General features: G+C 63.6%; 38 protein-coding genes, 1 tRNA gene and 2 pseudogenes. 14 read left to right on the top strand and 27 right to left on the bottom strand.

Annotated features, from left to right (window positions below; genetic code table 11):
- Positions 1–181 precede the first annotated feature (181 nt).
- Positions 182–472, top strand: a pseudogene (locus tag OG393_RS29400) (ABC transporter ATP-binding protein); the annotation flags it as partial.
- 151 nt (positions 473–623) lie between these two features.
- Here the strand turns inward: OG393_RS29400 and OG393_RS29395 are convergent.
- On the bottom strand, positions 624–824 hold the full coding sequence (locus tag OG393_RS29395; protein ID WP_327377713.1) for a DUF397 domain-containing protein: 201 nt from the start codon (positions 822–824) through the stop codon (positions 624–626).
- Positions 817–1,617 (bottom strand): helix-turn-helix domain-containing protein, encoded by an 801-nt coding sequence (locus tag OG393_RS29390; RefSeq protein ID WP_327377712.1) that lies wholly within the window; start codon positions 1,615–1,617, stop codon positions 817–819. Before OG393_RS29390 ends, OG393_RS29395 begins: the two co-directional genes overlap by 8 nt.
- A gap of 133 nt (positions 1,618–1,750) precedes the next feature.
- Between OG393_RS29390 and OG393_RS29385 the strand changes: the two genes are divergently transcribed.
- The 6 genes from OG393_RS29385 (at position 1,751) to tgmC (ending at position 5,522) form a co-directional block, all read left to right on the top strand.
- Positions 1,751–2,050, top strand: a complete 300-nt coding sequence (locus tag OG393_RS29385) for a hypothetical protein (RefSeq protein WP_327377711.1) — start codon at positions 1,751–1,753, stop codon at positions 2,048–2,050.
- 62 nt (positions 2,051–2,112) lie between these two features.
- A complete protein-coding gene (locus OG393_RS29380; RefSeq protein ID WP_327377710.1) occupies positions 2,113–2,337 on the top strand; it encodes a hypothetical protein in 225 nt (74 codons plus the stop codon).
- Positions 2,338–2,673: 336 nt separating this feature from the next.
- On the top strand, positions 2,674–2,847 hold the full coding sequence (locus OG393_RS29375) for a hypothetical protein (protein WP_327377709.1): 174 nt from the start codon (positions 2,674–2,676) through the stop codon (positions 2,845–2,847).
- A gap of 298 nt (positions 2,848–3,145) precedes the next feature.
- A complete protein-coding gene (gene tgmA / locus OG393_RS29370; protein WP_327378589.1) occupies positions 3,146–3,457 on the top strand; it encodes a putative ATP-grasp-modified RiPP in 312 nt (103 codons plus the stop codon).
- Complete coding sequence (gene tgmB / locus OG393_RS29365; RefSeq protein ID WP_327377708.1) at positions 3,454–4,404, top strand: ATP-grasp ribosomal peptide maturase; 951 nt, start codon at positions 3,454–3,456, stop codon at positions 4,402–4,404. Before tgmA ends, tgmB begins: the two co-directional genes overlap by 4 nt.
- Positions 4,401–5,522: an ATP-grasp peptide maturase system methyltransferase gene (gene tgmC, locus OG393_RS29360; RefSeq protein WP_327377707.1), complete on the top strand. Its 1,122-nt coding sequence runs from the start codon at positions 4,401–4,403 to the stop codon at positions 5,520–5,522. Before tgmB ends, tgmC begins: the two co-directional genes overlap by 4 nt.
- Before the next feature lie 67 nt (positions 5,523–5,589).
- Here tgmC and OG393_RS35545 read toward each other — a convergent pair whose 3' ends face one another.
- The 24 genes and pseudogenes from OG393_RS35545 to OG393_RS29250 all read right to left on the bottom strand — a co-directional run bounded on the left by OG393_RS35545 (position 5,590) and on the right by OG393_RS29250 (position 18,345).
- Positions 5,590–5,997: a deoxycytidylate deaminase gene (locus OG393_RS35545; RefSeq protein WP_442817374.1), complete on the bottom strand. Its 408-nt coding sequence runs from the start codon at positions 5,995–5,997 to the stop codon at positions 5,590–5,592.
- Entirely contained in the window at positions 5,994–6,245 is a 252-nt protein-coding gene (locus tag OG393_RS29355) for a thioredoxin family protein (RefSeq protein WP_327377706.1), read from the bottom strand. Before OG393_RS29355 ends, OG393_RS35545 begins: the two co-directional genes overlap by 4 nt.
- Positions 6,242–6,430, bottom strand: coding sequence for a hypothetical protein (locus OG393_RS29350; protein ID WP_327377705.1), 189 nt, complete (start codon positions 6,428–6,430; stop codon positions 6,242–6,244). The genes OG393_RS29355 and OG393_RS29350 overlap by 4 nt, the downstream gene beginning before the upstream one ends.
- A complete protein-coding gene (locus OG393_RS29345) occupies positions 6,427–6,660 on the bottom strand; it encodes a hypothetical protein (protein WP_327377704.1) in 234 nt (77 codons plus the stop codon). The genes OG393_RS29350 and OG393_RS29345 overlap by 4 nt, the downstream gene beginning before the upstream one ends.
- Complete coding sequence (locus OG393_RS29340; RefSeq protein ID WP_327377703.1) at positions 6,657–8,480, bottom strand: DNA polymerase; 1,824 nt, start codon at positions 8,478–8,480, stop codon at positions 6,657–6,659. The genes OG393_RS29345 and OG393_RS29340 overlap by 4 nt, the downstream gene beginning before the upstream one ends.
- Positions 8,481–8,514: 34 nt before the next feature.
- The gene (locus tag OG393_RS29335) at positions 8,515–8,742 is read right to left on the bottom strand and encodes a hypothetical protein (RefSeq protein WP_327377702.1); all 228 of its coding nucleotides are present in this window, start codon (positions 8,740–8,742) and stop codon (positions 8,515–8,517) included.
- Positions 8,742–8,933 carry a DUF7167 family protein gene (locus tag OG393_RS29330; protein ID WP_327377701.1) on the bottom strand — a complete coding sequence of 64 codons (192 nt, stop codon included), beginning with the start codon at positions 8,931–8,933 and terminating at the stop codon, positions 8,742–8,744. The genes OG393_RS29335 and OG393_RS29330 overlap by 1 nt, the downstream gene beginning before the upstream one ends.
- Positions 8,933–9,061, bottom strand: coding sequence for a hypothetical protein (locus OG393_RS29325; protein ID WP_327377700.1), 129 nt, complete (start codon positions 9,059–9,061; stop codon positions 8,933–8,935). The genes OG393_RS29330 and OG393_RS29325 overlap by 1 nt, the downstream gene beginning before the upstream one ends.
- On the bottom strand, positions 9,051–9,479 hold the full coding sequence (locus OG393_RS29320; protein WP_327377699.1) for a hypothetical protein: 429 nt from the start codon (positions 9,477–9,479) through the stop codon (positions 9,051–9,053). The genes OG393_RS29325 and OG393_RS29320 overlap by 11 nt, the downstream gene beginning before the upstream one ends.
- Before the next feature lie 145 nt (positions 9,480–9,624).
- Positions 9,625–9,771, bottom strand: coding sequence for a hypothetical protein (locus OG393_RS29315; protein ID WP_327377698.1), 147 nt, complete (start codon positions 9,769–9,771; stop codon positions 9,625–9,627).
- Entirely contained in the window at positions 9,768–10,451 is a 684-nt protein-coding gene (thyX, locus tag OG393_RS29310; RefSeq protein WP_327378588.1) for an FAD-dependent thymidylate synthase, read from the bottom strand. Before thyX ends, OG393_RS29315 begins: the two co-directional genes overlap by 4 nt.
- A 92-nt stretch (positions 10,452–10,543) precedes the next feature.
- Complete coding sequence (locus tag OG393_RS29305; RefSeq protein WP_327377697.1) at positions 10,544–11,065, bottom strand: hypothetical protein; 522 nt, start codon at positions 11,063–11,065, stop codon at positions 10,544–10,546.
- A gap of 58 nt (positions 11,066–11,123) precedes the next feature.
- Complete coding sequence (nrdJ, locus tag OG393_RS29300; RefSeq protein WP_327377696.1) at positions 11,124–13,130, bottom strand: ribonucleoside-triphosphate reductase, adenosylcobalamin-dependent; 2,007 nt, start codon at positions 13,128–13,130, stop codon at positions 11,124–11,126.
- A 9-nt stretch (positions 13,131–13,139) separates the two neighbouring features.
- On the bottom strand, positions 13,140–13,328 hold the full coding sequence (locus OG393_RS29295; protein ID WP_327377695.1) for a hypothetical protein: 189 nt from the start codon (positions 13,326–13,328) through the stop codon (positions 13,140–13,142).
- Positions 13,325–13,906, bottom strand: coding sequence for a hypothetical protein (locus OG393_RS29290; protein ID WP_327377694.1), 582 nt, complete (start codon positions 13,904–13,906; stop codon positions 13,325–13,327). The genes OG393_RS29295 and OG393_RS29290 overlap by 4 nt, the downstream gene beginning before the upstream one ends.
- A 14-nt stretch (positions 13,907–13,920) precedes the next feature.
- Entirely contained in the window at positions 13,921–14,208 is a 288-nt protein-coding gene (locus tag OG393_RS29285) for an HNH endonuclease signature motif containing protein (RefSeq protein ID WP_327377693.1), read from the bottom strand.
- 256 nt (positions 14,209–14,464) lie between these two features.
- The gene (locus OG393_RS29280; RefSeq protein ID WP_327377692.1) at positions 14,465–14,701 is read right to left on the bottom strand and encodes a DUF3310 domain-containing protein; all 237 of its coding nucleotides are present in this window, start codon (positions 14,699–14,701) and stop codon (positions 14,465–14,467) included.
- On the bottom strand, positions 14,698–15,384 hold the full coding sequence (locus OG393_RS29275; protein WP_327377691.1) for a toprim domain-containing protein: 687 nt from the start codon (positions 15,382–15,384) through the stop codon (positions 14,698–14,700). Before OG393_RS29275 ends, OG393_RS29280 begins: the two co-directional genes overlap by 4 nt.
- A gap of 28 nt (positions 15,385–15,412) precedes the next feature.
- Positions 15,413–15,601 (bottom strand): annotated as a pseudogene (locus tag OG393_RS35540) (CHC2 zinc finger domain-containing protein); the annotation flags it as partial.
- Between the two features lies 1 nt (position 15,602).
- Complete coding sequence (locus tag OG393_RS29270; protein WP_327377690.1) at positions 15,603–15,851, bottom strand: hypothetical protein; 249 nt, start codon at positions 15,849–15,851, stop codon at positions 15,603–15,605.
- Entirely contained in the window at positions 15,848–16,276 is a 429-nt protein-coding gene (locus OG393_RS29265; RefSeq protein WP_327377689.1) for an endonuclease VII domain-containing protein, read from the bottom strand. The genes OG393_RS29270 and OG393_RS29265 overlap by 4 nt, the downstream gene beginning before the upstream one ends.
- A gap of 27 nt (positions 16,277–16,303) precedes the next feature.
- Positions 16,304–17,164 (bottom strand): AAA family ATPase, encoded by an 861-nt coding sequence (locus tag OG393_RS29260; protein ID WP_327377688.1) that lies wholly within the window; start codon positions 17,162–17,164, stop codon positions 16,304–16,306.
- Between the two features lie 33 nt (positions 17,165–17,197).
- Positions 17,198–18,004: a RecB family exonuclease gene (locus tag OG393_RS29255; RefSeq protein WP_327377687.1), complete on the bottom strand. Its 807-nt coding sequence runs from the start codon at positions 18,002–18,004 to the stop codon at positions 17,198–17,200.
- The gene (locus OG393_RS29250) at positions 18,001–18,345 is read right to left on the bottom strand and encodes a hypothetical protein (protein WP_327377686.1); all 345 of its coding nucleotides are present in this window, start codon (positions 18,343–18,345) and stop codon (positions 18,001–18,003) included. The genes OG393_RS29255 and OG393_RS29250 overlap by 4 nt, the downstream gene beginning before the upstream one ends.
- 532 nt (positions 18,346–18,877) lie before the next feature.
- Here OG393_RS29250 and OG393_RS29245 point away from each other — a divergent pair.
- Positions 18,878–19,726: a helix-turn-helix transcriptional regulator gene (locus OG393_RS29245; RefSeq protein ID WP_327377685.1), complete on the top strand. Its 849-nt coding sequence runs from the start codon at positions 18,878–18,880 to the stop codon at positions 19,724–19,726.
- Between the two features lie 29 nt (positions 19,727–19,755).
- Entirely contained in the window at positions 19,756–20,160 is a 405-nt protein-coding gene (locus OG393_RS29240; protein WP_327377684.1) for an acyl-CoA thioesterase, read from the top strand.
- Between the two features lie 105 nt (positions 20,161–20,265).
- Here the strand turns inward: OG393_RS29240 and OG393_RS29235 are convergent, their stop codons facing one another.
- On the bottom strand, positions 20,266–20,751 hold the full coding sequence (locus tag OG393_RS29235) for a hypothetical protein (RefSeq protein WP_327377683.1): 486 nt from the start codon (positions 20,749–20,751) through the stop codon (positions 20,266–20,268).
- A gap of 445 nt (positions 20,752–21,196) precedes the next feature.
- On the opposite strand from OG393_RS29235, the gene OG393_RS29230 reads away from it, so the two are divergent.
- From OG393_RS29230 to OG393_RS29210, 5 genes are all read left to right on the top strand, one after another.
- Positions 21,197–21,270 (top strand) — tRNA-Ala (locus OG393_RS29230).
- Positions 21,271–21,334: 64 nt separating this feature from the next.
- Positions 21,335–21,622, top strand: coding sequence for an HNH endonuclease (locus OG393_RS29225; RefSeq protein ID WP_327377682.1), 288 nt, complete (start codon positions 21,335–21,337; stop codon positions 21,620–21,622).
- Between the two features lie 34 nt (positions 21,623–21,656).
- Complete coding sequence (locus OG393_RS29220; RefSeq protein ID WP_327377681.1) at positions 21,657–21,839, top strand: hypothetical protein; 183 nt, start codon at positions 21,657–21,659, stop codon at positions 21,837–21,839.
- Complete coding sequence (locus OG393_RS29215) at positions 21,839–22,276, top strand: phage terminase small subunit (RefSeq protein ID WP_327377680.1); 438 nt, start codon at positions 21,839–21,841, stop codon at positions 22,274–22,276. Before OG393_RS29220 ends, OG393_RS29215 begins: the two co-directional genes overlap by 1 nt.
- A 12-nt stretch (positions 22,277–22,288) precedes the next feature.
- Positions 22,289–22,855, top strand: a complete 567-nt coding sequence (locus tag OG393_RS29210; RefSeq protein WP_327377679.1) for a hypothetical protein — start codon at positions 22,289–22,291, stop codon at positions 22,853–22,855.
- Positions 22,856–22,881 lie beyond the last annotated feature (26 nt).

Raw genomic sequence — 22,881 nt, 5'->3', positions numbered from 1 at the left:
TCCTTCCGTCGGCGCTTCCGGCGGTCCGCGGCCCCGCCACGACCTCCGCATCGCGATCTTGGCGGGTTCTGGGCCCGGCCGCGGGAAATTCGATTGCCGACCGCCCCGTCGGAGGGTGAACCTTGCAGCGCTCGCACCATCCGGCCCGGGCCGAAGACGCACCGGAAGACCCTGGGACGACATGCAGATTCACGATCTCCCCTACGCCGATCCAGGCGTCCCCGACGTCCGCTCGGGCACCCGGTTCCTCTTCTGGCTCGGCCGCGGTCAGCTCGGCGGCCAGGTCAGGGCCACCCTGTGGGGACTGCTGCTCCAGCTCTCCATCGCCGCGCTGCCGCTCGCCGTCGGCCTCGCCGTGCAGGCGGTCGTCGACCGTGACGCCGGCCGGCTCGGGCTCGCGGGCGGTCTGCTCGCGCTGCTGGGCGCGGGCCTCGCGGTGGGCGATGTGATGCTGCACCGCGCGGCGGTCACGTAGTGGACGGCTTTACAACCGGACGATCGCCACACTACAACGCCTTGACCTGCGACCCCCACCCCGCATGTCACATTCCAACTTGCGCCAGAAGAACTAACCCCCGGGCCAGAGGGGTGCCGGGGGGGTTAGTTCATGCAACCGGCGACTGCTAGAGCGTCTTCACGAACGCCGACCAGGAGTCGTCCCTGAAGACCACTGCGGGGCCACTGGGCCGCTTGCTGTCACGAACCGGCACGCCTTCGGGGTAGTCGTCCAGCACCTCGACGCAGCTCCCCTGCTGGGAGCCGCTGTGGCGAGACTTGCGCCAGCCCTTGAAGACGGACGCGTCCGGGATGTGGTGCTCAGCCATGGTTCCTGTATTCCTCCGCTACCGCCCTCAACAGGGCGAGTGACTTTTGAAGCGGCAACGCCTCGCTCAGGGCAAGATCGTATGCCCCCTGGATCTCCTCGACCATGGCCGGGCTGTCATGGATCTGGCCCATGCGCATCCCTTCGGCGTAGACGATCGGCGGCTGGTCCTCGAACCACATCAGCGTGCTCATGCCGTCCAGGAGAGGGTGCGGCAGCGTACCGAACTCCAGCACGTTGACTCTGATCCGCCCTGCGTCGGCAAGCTCGATGATGTGGTTCAGCTGCTCAGCCATCACCGCGTGCCCCCCTATGGGGCGACGAATGACCGCCTCATCCAACAGAGCCCATAGTGCCGGATGCACGGGGTCCTCAAGGAGCTTCCCTCGGGTGAGTCGTGTTACGACGGCTTTGTGTCGCTCGGCTTCACTCACACGTGGGTATCCCGCGTTGATCACAGACGTTGCGTACGCCTCCGTCTGGAGGCTGCCAGGGATGAACGAGAGGCCGAACTCACGGATCATGATGGCCTGCCGCTCGAACTCCAACGCCTTCTCGAACCAGTCGGCCACTTGCACATCTGGGGACTGGTTCGGCCGGAACGTGGTCAGCACGTCCCCCGTGCCCAGCGCCTGGTCCAAGCGCTTCGCATCGGTTTCGGACGGGTACCGCCGGCCCGTTTCGAACGCCGTGATGAGCGAGCGGGACATGACCGCCCTGTCAGCTAACTCCTGCTGACTCCAGCCCTTCGCCTCGCGCTGCTCCTTCAACCACTCGCCATATGTCTTGGCCAAAGCTCAACGCCCCCTCGTTACAAAGCTCGTGTGTCGCCTCACCTACTAGCGGAGCCTACCCAGCGCGCCACAGCCTGTGACTCAGAACAAGGAGACAGCAACGCTGAATCAGATTCCCAGGAAGCGAGCCGCTATGCCCCCGCAGAGCACTCTCCCCAAGCGCGAGCCGAAGAGCAGTCCGATCCACTCGGAACACATCCCCCAGGAGCGCGCTCAGCTCGCCTACGCCGGCCTCTACCAGGCATTGTTGGGCATCGGCGTAAACCTGCGTTACATGAGCTTGCAGGCCGGGGAACGCGACAAGCCGGTGATCAACCTCGGCCCCTGCGACATCCCGTCCGCTGAGCGCCTCACCGCCTTCCTGAACACGGCCACGGCGCTGGTGCCGGCCAACCAGGACGAGGAGGCTGCGCCCTCGAAGGGTGCGGCGTGAGGACGGCTACAGAGACAAGGTTGCTCTCGGAACGAAACATGCAGGCAGTAGGAAGAGGGCCCGTGATCTACCGCCGAGGTCAAGTCGTCATGGACCAGCCGCGTCAACTCGTGGGCCAGGTTGAGAACATCAACGGTCACGAGCTGATCCTGGTTCGTCCGGGCGGCTTTCAGTGGGAGCAGCACGCGGAGCAGTGCAGGCCGGCAAGCCCCCAGGAGGCCCAGTGCCTCACGCCGATTCAGGCGGTCAGGGTGATCACCGGCCGCCTGGAGACCGGCGACCCGTGAGGCGTCTTCGCTTGCCAAAGGGCTGGAAGGATGGCTCGCTGGCCGGGTCGATCCTGCTAATCCTCATCTGGGGGACCGCAGTTGCCCTCATAGTTTCGGCCCTCGCGGACAGGGCGTCCTCTCCCTGACCCCTAGTCGGGCCCAACTGCCTCGCACACCTTGTTCCCTGCGGTCGTCTGGGTGGGACGGCCTTGCCCCATAGTCGAGAAAGGGAGGGATTCCATGGCCACCGCCGCCAGGATCTATCGACCGTACAGACGCATCGCCCCGAAGGCTGGGGAGACGTTCCTTACCAGCCTGCGTGTTGGACAGCTCGTCTACGACCCCGCTTCTGAGATGGTCGGCGTCCTTCACTACCTGGACAGCACCAACATCGTGGACCTCAAGCGTCCCTGGGGCAACACCGTCAAAGCGGACAAGCGACGGCTGAGGGAGCCCACGGAGCACCAGCGGAAGCAGTACGCCAGCCTGCTCAAGCTCGCCCGTGATCGGAACCGCCGTTCCGCCTAACAGACTCCCCGCGACCGGAGTACGTGGTGTTCCGTCTGCCTGACCTCGGGCTCCTGCTTCACCTCCCTGGTAGTGCCCGCAGGCGGACGAAGTGAGCTCCAGCCGAGAGGGACGTACGGCTGGATCTCACAGAATCAGCTCGATCACACCGACTACCAACTGGTCGATGCCTGCACCTTCTCTGGCGTGCAGGTGCGAGATCAGGCGCCGAAGTTCGCTCTGTGAAGACTTCTCCCCGGTCCGGGGAGGGGATGACGACTCCAACCGCGTCATCCACCACCACACGATGGAGGCAATGATGTTCGTTCATTCCGACCGGATTCCGCAGGGGACACCACTCCCCAACGGACTCAGCACGCCTGTCCCGTGGGGCGTGCGGCGCATGGCCCCGTACCCCGCGTTCGCTCCCGGATACGCGAAGGTCGAGCTGGACCCCACGACCCAGACCGGCCGCTACTTCGACCACGCCGGAAAGCCGCTCATGATGCCGGGCCACGGCACCAGCTCGGGTACCAACCCGTCCACCAACACGGGCAACCCGTCGGACGGCAGCAGTGGTGGTGGCTCCGGTGGCGGGGACTCTGACACGGGTAACGACACCGACCAGTGACCGAACTCGGTCCGGTGCTGGTCGTCACCAATCTGGACGACCCCACGGCCGACCTGGTGATTGACGAGCTGCACGACCGGGGTGTCCCGGTCGTGCGGTTCGACTCTGGGGACTTCCCCGCCACCTTGTCGTTCGCGGCGCGCATCACGCCTCACGGCATTCAGGGTTCGCTGACGACTCCGACCCGCACCGCGGATCTCACGCAGATTCGCTCGATGTACTACCGCCGGCCATCGGGATTCGCCTTCCCTCACTTGGACGAGCAAACGGCGCGCTTCGCCATCACGCAGGCCCGGTACGGCCTCGGAGGCGTGATCGCTTCACTGCCGAACTGTCTGTACGTGAACCATCCCCACCGCATCGGGGACGCCGAGTTCAAGCCCTCGGGCCTCGCCGCAGCAGTGCAGAGCGGATTTCACGTCCCGGCGACCGTGATCACCTCGGACCCGATCGAGGCCCGTAGGTTTACCTCGCACTACCAGTCTGTGATCTACAAGCCTCTCGCCACACCGCTGTACCGGCTCGACGGAGTGTCTTCGACGGTCGAGGTCCGAACGGTCACCACCGACGAGATCGACGACTCCGTTTCGGGCACGGCACACCTGTTCCAGCACTGCATCGACAAGACCGCCGATGTGCGGGTGACCGTCATGGGCGACCGGATCTTTGCCGTCCGTATCGACTCGGACCTGTTGGACTGGCGCACCGACTACGACAAGCTCACTTACTCCGTGGTCGAGCTACCGCCGGGAACCGAGGAGTCCATCCGCGCCTACCTCTCCCACTTCGGGCTTGTCTTTGGGGCGTTCGACTTCGCCATCGACAAGCTCGGGCAATGGTGGTTCCTGGAGTGCAACCCGTCCGGGCAGTGGGCCTGGATGGAGCCGGACACGGGACTCCCCATGGTCTCGGCAATGGCAGATCTGCTGGAGAGGAAGAGGACATGAGCAACGAAGAGCAGGAGCTTCGCCTTCGGCTCGCGAAGATGTTGGCGACCAACGGGCATCTACGGACGCGGCCCTGGCGAGAAGCAGTGGAGGCCGTACCTCGGCACGAGTTTCTGCGCGGCGGGTTCTTCGACAGGATCGACGGAAGCGGGCCTACGGCCTGGACGCCGATCACGCCGCACACGCCGCTGTGGCTGGAGCGGTGCTACGAGGACGAGTCTCTGGTCACTCAGATCGCCGGCACGATTGTGCCCGGCGATCTGCGGGGCGAGATCATGCGCGCGCCTACGTCTTCCAGCACGATGCCGAGCCTGGTCGTCCGAATGTGGGAAGACCTTCAAGTGGAGGATGATGACCTGGTCCTTGAAGTCGGCACGGGCACGGGCTACTCGACCGCGCTCGGCTGCCACCGCTTGACTGACGAGCGGATCACCTCCGTTGAGGTCGATGCGGGAGTATCCGCGCGCGCCGGAACTGCACTGGCCCAATGCGGCTATCACCCGCAACTGATCGTGGGTGACGGACTCGCCGGGCACGCGGCTGGTTCCCCTTATGACCGCGTGATCGTGACGTGTGGGCTCGTCTCCCTTCCCTACGCGTGGGTCGAGCAGACGCGTCCGGGCGGGACCATCCTGGCTACTCTCGGTGGCTGGATGTTCTCCTCCGAGCTCGCCCGACTCACGGTCAACGACGACGGGACGGCGTCGGGACGATTCCTGGGCGGCCAGATCTCCTTCATGCTCGCCCGCCCCCAGTCCCCTCCCCCGCTTGGAATGCTGCCCGACATCGACCAGGGTGACGAGCGGCTGACCACTCTCGGAGCCGACGTGATCAACGACTGGGACACGCGGTTCGTCGCCCAGATCGCGGCCCCCCGTGCACAGCGGATCAGCCTGGACCGCGACGGTCGAACGGAACACGTGCTGGTTGATGTCGGAGACGGGTCGTGGGCTGCACTTGCCGAGACCGAGGGCCGCTGGACTGTCCGCCAGGGAGGCCCAGAACGTATCTGGGACGACATCGAGACCCATGTTCGCCTCTGGCGTGAGGCCGGTACCCCGACCTTGGAGAAGTTCCAGGTCACTGTCACCCCCGATGGCCAGAAGATCACCTGGTAGACATCCCTACCAACCGCAGCACGCAGAAGGACCCCCAGCTCAGCAAGCCGGGGGTCCTCTCGCGTTCCTACCGTTCGATCCGGCTCACTGTTCCATCAGAGAGATAGACGACTTCACGTATGCCGGACGATTGGATCAGCTTGGTACAGTCCCGGCACGGTGCCCTCGTTATGTAGATCGTCGCTTCCTGGCAGGCCGGCCAGTCCGCGTACAGCAGGGCGTTGGCCTCGGCGTGAGTCTCAAGACACTCCTCGTATGAGGAGCCGGAGGGGGCTTCCGAGAGACAGCGCGGGCACTCTCCACGGCTGCACGACGGGCCGCCTGGAGGTGATCCGTTGTATCCCGTAGCGCGGATTCGCCGGTCAGGGCCGACCACCACAGCTCCGACGCGGCAGCGGCAGCAATCACCTCGTGCAGCGACAGCTTGAGCGATTCCGAGGAAGTACGTGTCCCAGTCGGGTCGATCATCTATCAAGCCGTTTCCTCGAAGAATTCAACGAGGTCGGCCTGACTCAGGAGGCCGACCAGGCGGCCGGCCTCTCGGCCGTCCTTCATGGCCATGAGGGTGGGAACGCTGGTCACGGCCAGGACCTCGAAGAGGTCGTCGGGGGCGACGACATCGGTCACGGTCACGTCGGCCGTGATGGATTCCTGGGCGATCAGGGGCTTCATGCGCTGGCAGGGGACGCAGGCCGGCGACGAGAACAGGAGGTACGAGGTCACTCCGCGGCCTCCTTCTCCTTGTAGCCCCAGTGGATCTCTGCCGCGCTGATCAGGTCGGTGAGAGTCACCTCGTTGTCGCCGCAGCAGGAGCAGCCGCCCTCGGCTATCGGGTCGTCGCGGTCCTTCATCCAGACAACGATGCCGCCGTTCTCCATGCCCTCAACGGTGAAGTCGTCGGTGTTCACTCGGTCACCTCCGCTACGGGGGTGCCGATCATGAGGAGCTGCCAGACATCGGCCCCCATGACTTCGGCTAGGTCCTTCGGTACGCCCCAGTCCTTCGCCTCCCGGATGATGGTCCCGGCGATGCGTGCGGACTTGAGGGCCGCAAGGCCGGTGCTCTCTATCAGCCGTTCGTGGATCTCCTTGCTGATGCCTCCGACGAGTTCGTCAAAGGGGTCGTGCTCGTTGCTCATTCACTCTCCTTGTGGATGGTGTCGCAGAGGTCGCAGTACTGGCCGGCCGCCATGTATCCGCAGCCCCAGCTCTTTCCGTAGACCGACACGTCGGTGTCGATGAGGACGCCGTTCATGGTTTCCTTCATGATTTGGGCGGCCTTGGTGGTGGCCTTCAAGGCGTGCTCTTCCGGGAACTGGAAGATCACCTCGTCATGGACGGGGAGAAGGCAGTAGGGCCCGTATCCGGCTTTCTGGAGCCGGAGGATTGCGCGGCCGGTCACATCGCGGCTGGCACTCTGTACCGCGTAGTTCAAGGCGGCGTACGGTCGCCGCTTATCGACAAGGAGCCGGCGCCCGGTGTTCGTGGTGATGTAGCCGTTCCGGCGGGCTTCCTTCTGTAGCTCCTCGGAGTACTCCCGGACCCTGGGGAAGGCTTCGAAGAAGCCGTCGATCGCGCGCCGTGCTGTCTCCTCGCTGACCCCGGCCTGGGAGGCCAGAGCGGCCCAGCCCCCGCCATACACGGTCAGGAACCCAGCCATCTTCCCCGTGCTCCGGTCAACCCCCGCCGAGTCCGCGGTGATCTGGTGGAGGTCGGCCCCCTCGCGGAAGGCGCGCTTCATTGCCATGTCTCCCGACAAGGCGGCCAGGACTCGAAGCTCCTGGGCCTTGTAGTCCACGGCGCAGACGACGTATCCGGGGTCCGCGATGAAGCCTCGGCGGACCAGGGAATCTTTGGATGGGAAGGTCTGGGCCGGTATCGCCCCGCTGATCGACATGCGGGCCGTGCGCGCGCCGGTGGAGTTGATCGCGGCGTGCAGCCGATCCTCGGAGTCGCGGTTCGCCAGCGCATTGTCGAACCACGTGCTCTTCGCCTTGGCAGCTTTCTTGCCCTGGTAGATCGCCTCGCACAAGGGGTCACTGAGGTGGGCCTTGAGCAGCTGGTCATCGACCTTGGGCTGGCCGGTGGGGGTGGTGTCGGTCGGCCGGATGCCCCGGCTGATGATCGCGTCCCCCACCTGCTTCGGGGAGTTGATGTTCTCCAGCCCGAGCTTCGCGGCCACGTCCTTGAAGTGGACCTCTGTACGGGCCAGCTCGTTCGCGCGGGCCTGGATGTACGGCACGTCCGCCTTGATGCCCTTGCGGACCATGTAGGCGCACGCGGCGGCGAGCTGGTGCTCGTAGTCGAGGAGCTTTCGGGCGGAGGCCGGTATCAGCGGCTTGAGCTTCCGGGCCAGCCGGAAGGCGAGCACGGGGTCCATGCCGGCGTAGAGGTTGAAGCCCTCATGTTCCAGCGGAACGACCGGCCACACCTCGGCCTTCTTGACCTTCAACTCCTTGGCGATGGCGGTCATGCTGCTCTTCACCTCATCGGCCACCACTGCTGAGAGGTAGTGGCGGGTGAGTTCTTCGAGCGAGTGACCAATGCCGCCGTCTTTCCGCCCCCGGCTGTCCACGAGGTGGGCGACTATGCGGCTGTCGAGAAGCCGGGGAAACACCGTTTCGGCCTTGACGCCCCACACCCGGTCCATGCAGAGGATGTCGTAGGTGCCGTTTTGCATGACGAGCTTCTGGACCCAGCCGACGGCCTTGATCGCATCCTCTTGGAAGAGGCCGCCCTTCTCCACGGGGAGGACGTAGCTCTCGTGAGCGTTCCCGAATTGCGCGAGGCGGATTCGGAATCCGTCCTCCCACCAGGAGAGGCCGTCCGTCTCGGTGTCGAATCCGAGTGCGCGCCGGTTGACCTCCACGAAGCGCCGGAACTCTGGGAGGTCTTTTTCTGTCTCAACGACGTTGATGCGGATGGCGTCGCCGTTGAGGCTGTAGTCGATGACTCTCAAGAGCTCTCCAGTGTCACATTCCAACTTCGCGCGCTCAAAAGGGCGGCTCCGCGCTTCGGTCGCGGTCTCGCTGTGCGATGAGCGCGTCAAACTTCGCTTCGAGTTCGCTGTACTCGCGTACGGCGACGTCGAGTTCGCGTTCCAACTCGTCTGCGTAGAGGTTGAGTCGGTGGGCTACCTGCTGGTGCTTCGTGGCTGCTCGCTGGCTCAGCGCCAGCTCTGCTTCCACCTTCCGCAGAGCCGCGGCCTTCTTCCCGAACATCAGTCGGTGACCTCCCACCACGACTCGATGTGGTTCTCGATCAGCGACTTCAACTCCTCCTGGCAGTACTCCTCCTGCTCCTTCGGAGTCATCGCCTCCCAGTGGGGGCGGTGCATCTGGATCTCGTCGTGGTAGTCGGCCCCGACGTACCCCGTGCTGACGTGAAGCTGGATGGTGACGTGATCACTCATCAGTAGGTGCCTTCCAGGACGGAGGGGAACTCGGACTCCTCGGTGATGGGCCCGATCCGCCGCTCGACGGTCATGTTGTTGTGGATGTAGACGTGAAGAGGAACTTCGTCCCAGATCTCAAAGAACACCGGCAGCTCGCATCGCCGTCTGAACCTCGTCAAGGTGGGCCTGGGCGTTCGCGGCGTCCGACCAGCGCTTGTCGTGCTGGGCGCGCTCAACGACGCCCAGGAGGGCCCGCTTTCGGTCTGCGAGGTGCTTCACGATCTGGACGTAGCGGTGGCCGGCCCCCTCGGTCTTCCTGGTCCGCTCTGCCTCGTAGCGGCCTCGCCAGTCCATCGAGACTCGCTTCTCGTCGTCGTACCGCTGGGTCCAGTACTTCCGGGCGTCGGTCAGCTCCTTCACCTTTGCCTCGGCTTGGGCAAGCTGGTCCCGCAGGGACGTGACCAGCGCCGTGTTCTCTTCCTTGACCTCGATGGTCACCTTGTTCAGGGGGACGTTCCGAAGGTCCATCTGAGAGTTCTCACGCTCGTAGGCGTTTGCGGTCATCCACGTGTTCATTCGTTCGCTCCAGGGGTTTCGCAAGCCGTGCAGGCTGCGGGTTCTTCGGGGGTTTCGTCGGCGGGGTAGTCCATGACGAAGGACATTCCGCAAGGGCACTGGTAGAAGGCCAGGAGGCTGACCAACTCGGCCATCAACGGCGGTAGTCCGCACAGCGGTTCGGGATGTCGCCGGCCTTGGCATACGTCCACAGTCCGCAGGGAGCCTTGGCCCAGATGAGGAATGAACTAACTACGACCAGGACCAGGAAGAGCGCCCCGAGGACGTTGGCGAGCTTCACGGCGCCACCCGGCCGTGCTGCACGAAGGTCTCGTGAGTGATCGGCATGTAGGTCTTGAAGTGCTCTTCCATCTGGTCCGCGACCATCTGAATCTCGACCTGGGGGAAGCTCTTGTACCTGGCGTGGTCGCTCTTGGTGCGGAGCGACAGGAAGTGCATGAGGCTCCGCGGATTGCAGGTGACGTAGAAGGTGGAGAAGGTTCCGACCGGTAGGACGCTGCGGGCCACCTCGCGGGCAATGCCTTGGTCGAGCATGGCTTGGTACTGGGTCCACGCCTCGGTATAGGCCATCCGCATGGCCTCGCTCGCAACGAGGGCCTGGCGGAAGGTGCCGGGCTTGAAGTCGTACGCTCCGGCCTTGCCGAACTGGACGAGCGGCCGGTCCCCGGCCGGGATGTAGAAGACGGGCTCCAGCTCCTTGTACCGGCCGGACTCCTCGTTGTAGCTCATGCCGGCCCGGTGCCTCATGAACTCGCGGACGACGAAGATGGGGGCGCAGATCCGGAACGTGAACGAGCCGTGCTCGAAGGGACTGCCATGCCTGTCGCGCACAAGGAAGTTGATCAGGCCCCGGTTCTTCTCACGGGTGTAGCTCTGGGCCTTGTTGCCGATGGTCGAGACGCGGGCGGCCATACAGACCATCTCGTCGTTGGCGAGCTGCTGAACCAGCTCCACGTCCATGACGCTCTTGAACTTCACGCTTGCCTTTCTGGGGCAAGGGGGCCGGGCCGGTCACCCGGCCCCCTGGTGTCACATTCCAACGTTTGGAGCTGCTACTTCTGGACGTACTTGCCGGTCTTCTTGTCCTTGAAGGCGGGCGGGCACTGGTCGGACTTCTCGCGCTCGGTGCAGAACATCGCCTCCCAGTCACCCTTGGCGAAGTGCTTGCGGCCATGGGGGCAGGTGTCGCCCACGACGCTGGAGCCTTCCTCCTGCTGGACCCGGCCGCCAGAGAAGGTGGTCCTGCCCGCAGGCTTGGCCGTGGCCCCCTTGTCCTTGGTGTTCAGCTCGGTGTTGAACGCCTGGATCTTGGCCATCTTTCGGAGCATGGAGGCGATGGCCGGCCCCTCCTCCTCCAGGAGGTTGTCCATGTCGGCGACGGTCGCCGCTCGCAGTACGGCGAGTGAGGCGTCATAGCCGAGACCGCCCTTGAAGGAGACGGTGACGCCCTCGGGGGCGGCGGTCGGGGCGGGGGCGGCAGTGGTCACAGGCGACTCCGTGTCGTTCTTGTTCGATGCGGTGTTCTCGGTGGGCTCATCCCAGGGGGAACCGCTTCCGAAGGGGCTCTCACTCATGTATTCATCCTCGCATTTCTAGTGTCACATTCCAACTTGAGGGGCCGTGATCTAACTCTCAGACAGGGCAGGCCCCAGAGGCGCAGATCTCGTCGTAGCCGGTATCCGCGACGACTTCACCGATCTCGAACATGCGCTTCTCGTATTCCTCTTCGGAGATCCGCTCGTACGGCGACTGCGGGCGGCTCATTTCCGGGAAGATCGTAGTTCCCTTGAGGACGGGCAGGAACCCGCGAAGAGTCTCGTACACGTCCATGACGGTATAGACCTCCGGGTTCACCGAGGCCGTGTAGGAGACGGCCTGGTCTGCCCATATCTCCTGGTACATGCGCTGTACCGAAAGCATCTGCTCAAGGGTCAGCTCGCCTGCGTGCTCAAAGGCGTCGGCGTACTCGGGGTAGGCCGGCAGGAGCGGGTCCACGGTCGGGATCTCGACTACGACCGTGTTGGCCGAGTAGACGCACGGCTCGGTGCGGTACCCCTTCCTCTCGTACTCCTCGATCTGCGCCTTCTCGGTGGGCTCGATGGAGGAGAACCTGATCCGGCGGAGGAAGTAGTCCGAGAAGGGGGCGTGGATGCCCTCGCCGGAAGCGCTGGCCAGCTTGCTCGTGGTGCCGGTCGGGGCGATCACCCGCTTCTTGATCGGTACCGGTATGCGCAGCTCGTTTGCGTACTCGGCTGCGGCCTTGTCCACGGTCTCCGCGAAGAAGTCGAGGTCGAACCGTACCTCGTGCTTGTACGGAGCCTGGCTGTACTTGATGCCCTGCTTCACAAGGTAGTCCGCGAAACCGAGGTGTCCCACGCCGATACGCCGGTACTTGCCGATGGCCTCGGCAGACTTCGGGTCGGCCACCTCTGCGAAGGTCGCACGGATCAGGTAGCGGGTGGCGAGACGGTGCGCGTGCTCCAGGCCGGCGAGGTCCGGCTTTCCAGCATGAACGAACTGACCGAGGTTGACCGAGCCCAGGTTGCATGGCTCCCAGGGGGTCAGTGTCGCTTCTCCGCACGGGTTGGTGGTGTAGGTGCCGTCCACCTCGCCTTCGGCGGTCAGTGCGGAGTTCCAGAAGCCGGGCTCCCCGTTCGCGACGGCCCCTTCGGCAATCGCCTTCATGACCTTCTGTGCGTGAGGCTTCTTCTCCTCCAGGGCCTTCATGAACGCGGAGTCGATCTCGACCGAGATGTTCGTCGTCCACATCGCGGCTGTGTCCGAACCCTTGCAGGCCAAGAACTCCTCGATGAGGCTGTCGTCCCAGGCCATGATGCTCATGCGGGCCGACCTTCGGACTCCGCCCGCGACGATGGCCGTGGCGATCTGGTGATCAATGGCCATGGCGTCCATGCCGCTGAGCGGCCACCCGGCAGCCTCCGAGAGGATCTTGCCGACCTCGATCATCATGCGGGCGAACGGCTCGGGCCCCGAGGCAGTTCCGCCGAAGGAACGCAGCGGGGCACCCTTGCCGCGGATTCGGCTCACGTCGAACACCCGGTTGTGATGCTTCGTGGTCGGCTCGTGGGCGGTGCGGATCAGGTCTCCGAGCGCCGTGGCCCAGCCCTCGCGGGAGTCCTCGACGGAGTACGCGCCGGCCCACTCGTAGTCGTACTCGTCACTGATGAGCCCGGCCTTGGCCAGATCCTCGTAGTCCGGGTGCGCGGAGTCGCACACGATGTGGACGATCACCTGGTTCTCGACGCACGGGAAGCTGTGAAGGTACCGGCTGCTGTAGTTGGCTCCGACTCCCCCGCCTTCGGCCAGGCGCAGGAGCGTGAACTCGAAGTGCTCGGCGGGGTCGTCCTTGTTCCACCCTGACGCCCAGCAGTTGTTCAGCGCGAAGTCGTTCACGCCGCTGCTCTTGAGGTGCCGGCCTGCGGGGAGGAACTTGAAGTTCTGGATCAGGTCGATGAGCGTCTGACGCTCGCCGGCCTCGATGTACCGGGGCTCGACCAGGGCGAGGTTTCCGTCTACGACGCGCTCTACGGTCTCGGGCCAGGTCTCCTGGGAGCCGTCGGGCTTCTTGCGGGAGTAGGTGCGCAGGAAGACGGTTTCCGCGGTTTCAGTCTCGAACAAGTGGGCTCCTCAGAAGTTGGTCTTGTATGCGTCGTTGAGCATTTCGAGCAGGGCGGGGAAGTCCTGGCGGTCGATGTTGACCTCGAAGGACTCCGTCTTGGTGCGGATTCCGAGGTAGAGGGATGAGGTCTCTCCGGTGTCGTAGACCACCTCGATTCCCACGTCTTCCCGGCTGTACTGGTGGCGGGTCTCGATCACGTGTGGACCTTTCGTCGGATGGAGCGGTTCATCTCGTAGGAGAGGGCGATGACTGCGCGCTGGCACGCCTTCTGGTCTGCGTCGGAGGTGAGCGGGACTCCGAGGACGTACCGGGTGTGGAGGAGTCGCTGATAGCGGTCGTTGAGGTGCTTCATGCCCTCTTCGGCGTCCAGCCGGGCCGTGAACAGGTTCTCGCTCACGGTGCAGTGGTTGAGGTCGTCCTTCTTGCCCAGGAGGCCGCTGAACTCCTCATGGGTGTAGATCATGGTCTGGAGGGCGTTCTTGGCCTCGTCGGCGGTGTAGAAGTACTCGCCGTCCACCAGGTCCCGGTACAACCGTTCCTTGGCGGCGTACCGCTTGCCGGCCGTCCAGAAGATCCGCTTGAGGAGGGCTTCATCCTCGACGGCCAGGGCGATGTTCTTCCGCTCCCGGATGGCGTGCTCAAGGATGGCCTGCTTCACGTCGTCGGCCTCAACGATGTGCCAGCGTTCCGCGATGGAGTACGCCACCTTCCCGGCGAGGTCGGACAGGTAAGCCCAGTCAAGCTCGGTGGCCAGAGGAGCCTGGACGTCAGGCAAGACAACTATTCGCTTCACACCATCACCATCGCTTTCAGACGAGCAATCTCCATGCTTTGTTCCTTTATCTGGGCCAGGTAGAAGTTCCGCTCCAGCATCTCGGCTGTGTTCTCTCGTGCAGTAACGGCCTGAAGATGCTCAGGGTTTATGCAGGCCCGGTTGGCGCACTTGTGATGGATGGCCAACCCGGCAGGAATCTCTGCTACCAGGTGCGAGTAGACGAACCTGTGAGCCGCATAGCTCTTACCCTCGAAAGTAACCCCGCCGTAGTTGTTGGTACCTTGAACTGGGCAATGCTCCATGCAGTCACCGTGAGCGACCGCCCTATCCAGCAACCATTTCGCGCGCTCTACTGCACTCTGACGAGCGGGAGGTCGCTTACGTAGCTGCTCCGGCGATCGATTCCGCAGAAACATCCCGTAGTGCAGCTTGCAGAGGTTCCGGATCTTCGCCGTTCCAGCGCACCCATGAACATGGCACGGACCCAATCGGGGCACCTTGGAGTTGTGATATCGACACATACCCGCAACTCGCGGCCAGTTAAGGCAACCTTGGACGCTACAGCGATTCATGAGCGCCCTGCTCCTCCATGAACTTGTTGGCGTACCAGATGAGCTTCTGAAGGTCCTGGATTCCGCCGTCCTGATGCTTGTACTGGCAGCGCATCAGGTACTTGGCCATGTTTCCGAGGAGGTAGCCGCGGAAGGCTTCCTCGGACATCGAGCCCTGGATGATGTCGATGACCTCGTAGCTGCCCTGGGTGTAGTGAGCAGGGCTGTTCACTGGGTCGTTCACGTCAGACCGCACTTTTCTCGAAGGGCCTGGGGCCCGTATTCATTGACGAATCGGTTCACGTCGTACTTCTTGTCGAAGTAGATGGGGACGAGGTTCGGGAGCCGTTCCGCGAGTTTGGATATGAACTGCTCGCCTGGGCCGTCTCCATCGGTGAAGCCGAACACGACCTCGTACCCGAGGAACGCGGGGTCGAAGTGGTCACGCCAGGAGGCGACGCCGGGGACGCCGGGGCATGGGATGTCTGCCAGCTCGGCGCTGGCGGCGTCGAACTCCCCCTCTGCGAGCCCTATGTAGGGCGATGACCTGATGAGGGCCTGGGTGTTGTAGAGCATGGGCTTGGAGCCGGGAAGGCTCTGGTACTTGCCGTGCTCTGCGTGCACTTCCTCTTCACGCCAGGTGCCATCCGGGTGCTTGGTGCAGGTCTCGTTGATGCACCGGAAGCGGATGGTTGTCACTGCGTGGTCTCCTCCTGCCGGACGCAGGTAGGGGACCGCGAGGCGGCCGAGCTGCTTTTCATGCCCCGTAGCGGGGTGAGCGACATACCCGAGACCCATCCGGGTCGCGATGCTGTCCAAACCTCGGTGCTTGATGTACTCCGCGGCGGGGCTGTCGGGGAAGCTGCGGCTGTACCCCTGGGCGATCTCCACCATCGAAGCGGCTGGCTGCGAACTCTTGAGCAGCACGGAACCCGATACCTTCCTTCCTCATGATCACGTCATAGCTGTCCTCGCTGATGTCGCAGGCGAAGCAGGACCAGCGGTTCTTGAATGAACTAACTGACGCACTGGGGTTGTTCTCGGCGTGCTCAGGGCAGTGGATCTTCTCCCAGCCACCGCGCCCCTTCACGTCCACCTCGGGGTAGTAGTGCCGGAAGACCTGGACGATGCCCGGCTTCTCCATGTCACATACCAACCTTGAGGGCCGACTCAAGGCGGAGCTGCTTCATGGTCTCCACCTCGGCCCGGACCATCGCGGCCAGGGCCGGAATCGACATCTGCTTTCGCAGGGGCTCCCGGCGGCCCTTGTAGATCGCCACGGCTCGGTCGTGAAGACCGAGCTGAGCTTCGGCTTCCAGCAGGCGCACGAGCCTGGTCAGGTTGGTCTTGCGGGTGAAGGTCACATAGAGAACGCCACCGTCGAAGCTGATCATCTTCCGTCTTCCTTGTGGTACCGCTTGCCGATGATTCGTATTGCCGGGGGGTTATCGAGGTAGCCAGCCGCACTGCGGAGGATTTCCGGGCTGTCCCTTGCCCCTTTGGCCAGAAGCTGGTTGTTGCAGCGCCGACACAAGAGGCCGCGCACCAGGCCCGACTTGTGGCAGTGATCAACACTGAGCCGCTGCTGTCGGGTCTGGCGACAGATGGCGCATCTTCCGCCCTGCTCCTGGAAGAGAGTTGCGTACTCACCCGGCCCAAGTCCGTATGTCGCCTGGACCCTTGCCTCGTGAGAACTCGCACTACGTGTCCGCTTCCTGCAAGACGCGCACACCTTGCCTCGCGCGGACTTGAAGAACCTCTCCGCTCGGTTCCTCTCGCACTTCTCGCACTTCCGGAACCCTTTTCGAGGGGGACTCATTCGCCCTTCCCTTCTTCACCTAGTGTGTCACATTCCAACTCGTGGGCCAAACTGGATCGGTGTGAGCTGGAACTCGTCCGACAGGTCGGTGATCTGGAGGTTCGTCGTGTTCACCTCGAACGAGGCGTACGTTTCGCCGGACGGGTCGGTAAAGCCCTCTCGATTCTTCACCGGGGAAATATGCAGGGTCCTGCCGCTCATGCCGTCCACCTCCGCATGGATAGTGAGGACGACGGACGGCACACGCCCGATCTTCCCCTTCACGCCATCGAGCGGGATGGGCTTGATGCCGGAGCTGTATTCACCGACGACGTGATGCATGGCCATGACGTGAGATCGCGTCTCCCTCGCCATCTCATTGAAGTAGTCACAGAGCCCTTCGAGGCCGAAGGTGTACTCCTCTGCGTTCGAGGACCCTCCCCCGTCCACGTTGGTGATGTTGTCCACGATCACCAGGTGCGGATAGATCCCGAACACTTCCCGGTAGCACTCAAGATGAAGCTCGATCTCCTTCGGCGTCGGCCGGGCCGCATAGTTGAACCGGAGCCACCAGCGCTTCGACAAAGCGGCCTCATACTCCGCGAACGACCCGTCGTTGGCGACGAGCTTCCGCTTGATGTCGCGGGCACCGTCGCCCGTGATCATGGCGGTGGCCCTGGAGAGCTGCGTAGCCGCCGTGGAGTCTGCCGAGAAGTACAGGGTGGGCACGTTGGACCAGACCGCCAGCCAGAGAGCCGTCAGAGACTTGCCGGTTCCGCCACCGGCGCAGACGACGGAGAAGTCCCCGCGACGGAACTCGACTTCGAGCTTCGACAGACCCGTGAACGGGTTCTTCAGAGGCTCGCCGGCCGCACCTCGAACGAGGATGGACTGATTGAGACTGAACAAGTTTCAACCCTTCATGAATGTCACATTCCAACTTCAGCGCCGAGCGAAAGGGCAGGCGTATGCCACGTCGCAGAACCGGCAGGCGAATCCGGGGCTGGCTGGGAAGTCACCGGATTTCACGCCCTGATCCATCCGCACGATGCGCTCGATGATCTCGTCCTGGTCCGCGTCGGCCAGCTTGACGGGCCTGGACACCTTGCCGGTCTTGGCGAGGTACCAGTCACCGCTGGTGGCCTCCTGCTCGGGGTAGAGGCGGTTGAGCGCCATCTCGTACACCCAGAGCTGGAACTTGCTCCTGGTCGAGCCGGTCTTGAGGTCCCGGACCCGGTTGGAGTCGTCCTTGTTCTTCACCACCTGGTCGATGTAGCCCCGGAGTTTGACGCCCTCGAAGTCGGCCATGAAGTACAGCTCGATCGCAGGCTTCTCTCCGTCGGGGCGCCAGAGCACAGGCGCGTGTTCCTGTACGTACTCCACGTACTCTCGCGTCTGCCGCGAGCCGACCTCGTACCGCTCCTCCAGATCTTGGGCCGCGCTGCCACGGTTGGCCCGTAGCCAGAGGTCCACGTCGTTGACCGTCTCCAGGTCCCGGCTGATGCCTTTCGTGTACTCGTCCCGAAAGATGCTCACAGCATCCTCCGCCGCCACCTCCCGGCCGCCCAGCTCGAAGCGCTCGGCGGCGGTGTGGAACGCGGTCCCGTGGGTGCTCCAGGCCGCAGGCCGCGGCTGGACCCTCTCCACCCTCTTGAGCCAGCTCTTGTACCGGCACTCTTCGAACTCGGTGATCTGGGACACCGAGCGCGCCATGCCGGCCCATCGCTCGTAGTTGGCCTCGATCGTCACGCGGATACCTCCTGGAATATTCCGAACTGTATGAAGGACGTGGACCCTTTCATCCTGGGATGGGGCCAGTCGCACAGGTTGCAGTACACGATGACGGAGTCCTTCACGGTCCGCCCAAGCCTTCCTTCGAGAAGGGATATCTGGTGACGCTCCGCGTCACCCATGTCATCCCCCAGCGTCACTGTGGTTATCGATCCAAACCCTGCGGCAACGGCAGTGACAATCCCACAGGAAGGGGTTTCCACAGGCCGTTCGCACCACTGCTCGTAACGAGCGAAAGAGCTGACGATTTCAGCAGCCTGCACATGGACCTTCACATTCTTGAAGGTTTCGAACACCATGCCCCTCTTTCAGTTCCGACGGCACCAGCCGCCTTGCGTTCAACCCTACAGCCGCAGATCAGCGCAGTGTCACATTCCAACTGTGTTGACAGTCACAACTCCCAGGAAGAGGGCCGCGTGAACCCGCTTGTGACGGTCCCCACAGCAATCGCAGTCGCATAACTCTCCCCGTGAGGGCCCCGCCCCCGTTGCTGGCCGGCCGACATGGCCGATCGACGTTCATCTCAACGCCAACACCCCACGTGTCAGGCGTTAGCAGTTGCCCGGCCGTGGTGCGGTTGCAAAATTCTTACCCACCCAGAACCGGAACGACGTTTCCGGAACTTTCTCTCCGGAAGTTACCTCCGCCACATTCGCGACCTCCAAGGCAACCTCCATGCACGTTCAGGCATCTTCCTCTAAATGCCCTCACGACGACAGAGCGAGATGAAGGACACCTCAGCGGTTCGATCTTGAAAAGGTCGATCGCTACCCTCCGGTAGGCTCCCGGCGTAATGCAGAGCTAAAGCACTTTTGAAGGGAGACTGAATAAATGCGGGCTGGATCGCCAGGGAACCCTCAAGCTGATCATGAATTCAGTGATGAGAATTCAGGACTGCCCAGGTTCCTGCGTGCGTGGCGTGCTGCGGCAGGCCAGAAGACGGGTCTCAGCAAACCGATGCCACAGGCCGTTGTCGCGCAGCGCTGCGGCATGAGTGACCGGTGGTACAGGGACATGGAGAAGGGGTACATGCCCCGACCCGACCGCGAGGCCATGGAACGCCTGGCCGATGCGCTGCTCCTGGAGCCCGACCAGCGTCTGACGCTCTTCCTCTACACCGTTGGCTGCAACCCGCCCGCTGGCGTCACGGCGATCCACGACTCGCCTGAGCACAGGGCCATCCAGCTCGTCCTGGACCAGCAGGACCCCCGGCCGGCGTACGTGTCCGATGCGGACTGGAACATCGTGGCGTACAACCGGCCCATGGGTGAGTGGTTCTCGTGGGTCCGGGAAGAGGGCGCGAACCTGATGCACTGGGGGCTCATCAACCCCGAGTCTCGTCACCAGCTCGTGAGCTGGGAGAGCCACGCGCGTGTCTACCTGAGCATGATCCGTCTGGAACTCGCGCGAAACCGCACGGACAGCGTGCTCCCTCAGATCCTTGAGCGTGCGCTTGAAGATCCCCTGATCCGGGCCTACTGGGCGGAGGACACCACCGTGGTTGCCAACCGGGACGGTCATCACTTCCGTCTCCGCATACCCCGGTTCCCCGAGGAGATCGACCTCATCTCGCAGGTGTTCATCCCCGCGCGCTTCGACAACCTTCGCCTGGTGCTCCTCACCTGGCCCCACGAAGCCGAGAGCCCGATCGGCTTCATGGTCCCGCCCGTCACCCGCTGAACCATCTCAGATCCAAGCGAGACAGCAATATGAACGCATTCACCTTCCAGTGCCAGGTCCGCTGGTCCGACATGGACGCGAACGGCCACGTGAACAACGCGGTGTACGCCCGGTACCTGGAAGAGGCCCGCATGAACATGTTCGCGGACCTCGTCCCCTCCGACCCTCGGGAGCGGCTGGCGAACAACTTCGTCGTGTCCGAGCAGTCGATGAAGTTTGTCCAGCCGCTCGTCTACAGCCCAGAGCCCGTCACCATCAGCGCACAGGTCACCGCCATCAAGGCCGTTTCCTTCTCGCTCGACTGCGAGATTCACGACGCTGAGGCCACGTACCTCAAGGCGAGCACGCTCATGGTCGCCTACGACTCGACGGCAGGCCGGCCCCGGCGCATCAGCGACACCGAACGCCGGACTCTGGAGCGGTTCACGAACTAACTAACCGGCCGCCCCCTCAGCGGCGCGGTGCCCGAGACACACAGCAGGCCCCTGGTTCACACCAGGGGCCTGTTCGTCTACCGGGGCCAGTCTCGACGGCTCGCCTCACTCGTCCGCGAGAGTGATGGCGCTCAGGTGGGCACCCTCGGGCAACGGCCGGTCCTTGGGCCACCTGACGATCAGCGCACCATCCTCGGGCTTCCTGGGCTCCAGGGCGAATCCGCCCTCGCGATCACGGTCATAGGTGACGACCAGACCCTCTCGCCTGATCTTCTTCTCGAAGCGGGCCGCCGCGGTGAGGTGCGTGTCCTTCACCGTCTCGTCCCCGAGCGCGGCCCTCAGATAGGCGCGGAGCTGCTTGGCCAGGTAGGTGTTGTGGTGCGACCCCTTCTCCTGGGTGGTCAGCACGTCCCAGGGGATCAACTCGGTGATGACGGTCTTGGAGACCTGTCGTCGGTAGTACCCCCCGAGGGTCAGCGCCTTGTTCACGGCCTGCCCCGTGGTGCCGTAGCGGCTTCCGATCTGCTCGTCGGTCAAGCCCTGCTGTGAGAGGCGGATCAGGGTGTTGAGATCCGGCAGGCGCTTCTCCACGGGTCCGACCTCCTTCCCTGCGTGTCGTTCGAACGCGCTGTCGTGATCGACGTTAGCACTCACGCGGACATCCGAACCCTCCAAGAGTTGCATCACACTCCAACTTGAGATGCATGTCACATCCCAACTCGAATGCTTGTCTCGTTGGAGGGTGTAAACCGAGTGCCATGTGTCACATTCCCACTCCCGACCGTCCGCTACTCATTCTGTGGACACCGACATAATTAGTGAGAAGAAGAAGTTCTTAGTAGTTACCTCTCTAAAATTCCTTGACTCTCATAAAGTCAAGGAAAATATTCCTTCCTGTCCGATCTCCTGTTGAGTTCTTCCAGTAGAGATCCAGGAGGGCAGTGGCCCCGGAGCCAGATCAGAAACCTCCGGGGCCATCCATTCGACTGGCCAAGGCTGATCCCCTGCGGCCGGTGAAGGCCGGCCGCAGCCGGTTGGAGTTGTGGTGTAGCTGGCGAGCACTGCCCCTGCGCATGGGGCCAGACCGGGTTCAAGTCCCGGCAACTCACTCAGTCACGGAGGAGGGCCGATGCCAAGAGCCAAGCAGATATGCCTTGTGAGCGGGTGTACCTCCGTGACCATTCGTTCAGGCCGCTGCGGGGAGCACGCTCCGCCAGCCCGGAAGAGCTGGGACCGGCCCTCGGCCCGTAACCGCTCCCGGCCCGGCGACTGGTCCTCCCGCAGGGCCAAGGTCCTCGTCCGAGACCGCTTCACCTGCCAGAGGTGCGGGACGCGACAGAACCTCCAGGTTGACCACCTCATCCCCGTCTCCCGGGGCGGGAGTTGGGACCTGGACAACCTCTGGACGCTCTGTGGCCGCTGCCACGCAATCAAGACCTACTACGAGGACCGAGGCCACTAAGGCCCGGTTAGTTCATGCATGGAGCCGTGATGTGATGACTGACTCCGACCCGTGGGACGCCTGGGCCGACGAGTACGGCCAGGGGCAATTCCTACGACGACGCCAGCCGTCGAAGGCCGCGGCCAAACGGCGGTGGCACAGCGAGGTCCTGACGGAGCTTGACGAGCTGGGCGACCTGTACGGCGTCTCACCGGACGTGGTGAAGGGGGCGATCTGATGCCTGCTCGACGGGGGCCGGCGCCCAACCCCAGCTCCGTCCGCAGGAACAAGGATCACGCCCTCGGTGCGCGGAAGCTGTCCGGCAGAAGCGGGGTCGGCCGGGAGCTGCCGAAGGCCCTCGGTATCACGACCTCGGGGGCAAAGCGCTTCTGGATGACGTGGAGTCAGGCCCCGCAGACCGAGGACTGGATGGACACGGACTGGGCCGAGCTGGAGATCGTCACGAAGCTCGTGGACGCCTTCTACCTCGGTGACATGAAGCTCGCCGGGGAGATCCGGCAACGCGTCGGCAAGTGGGGCGCGACGACCGAGGACAGGGCCAGGCTCCGGATGTCCTTCGACAAGCAGGTTCGAGGAGAGGCCGCACAGGCCCCCGAACCTACATCCCCCGCAGACATGGACGTGGAGCTGTACAAGCTTCTTTCAGAAGGTTAGAGGTGGTGCCGGATGGCCCAGACGGGAAACCTTCCCAAGGGCGTTCCGGCACCGAACGAAACCCTCGGATATCAAATCATTCGATGGGCCCAGACGTACATCGTTACGCCCGATGGCGAGCGAGCAGGTGAGCCCTGGAGGTTCACTGCCGAGCAGTTGAAGTTTGTCCTCTGGTTTTACTCAGTGAATCCCGATGGATCGTGGAAATATTCGGCGGGCACCCTTCGTCGGGCTAAGGGCTGGGGTAAGACACCGCTCTTGGCAGCCCTGGCCATCGTGGAATTCATCGGACCGTGCCGGTTCAGCCATTTCGATGAGAACGGGATGCCAGTCGGCAAGCGGGTACCGCTGCCTGTCGTCCAGCTCGGTGCGACGGCGCTGGACCAGACACAGCAGACGCTCGACATGATCCGCGGCATGCTCTCTGAGTCTCCGGCCGAGAAGGAATACGGCCTTGAGATCTCGAAGTCCATGGTCCAGTTCAAGTCCGGCAAGCCGGGCTCGATCTCCCCGAAGGCGACCTCTGGCCGTACGAACGAGGGAAATCGCCCAACCTTTGTCCGGGCCCCGGTGGATTGAATTCTGCTGGGGCCCGGACGATGACT

Origin of the sequence: Streptomyces sp. NBC_01216 (assembly GCF_035994945.1) — a bacterium.
Taxonomy (GTDB): Bacteria; Actinomycetota; Actinomycetes; order Streptomycetales; family Streptomycetaceae; genus Streptomyces.
This window is presented reverse-complemented; position numbering and strand designations above follow the sequence as displayed.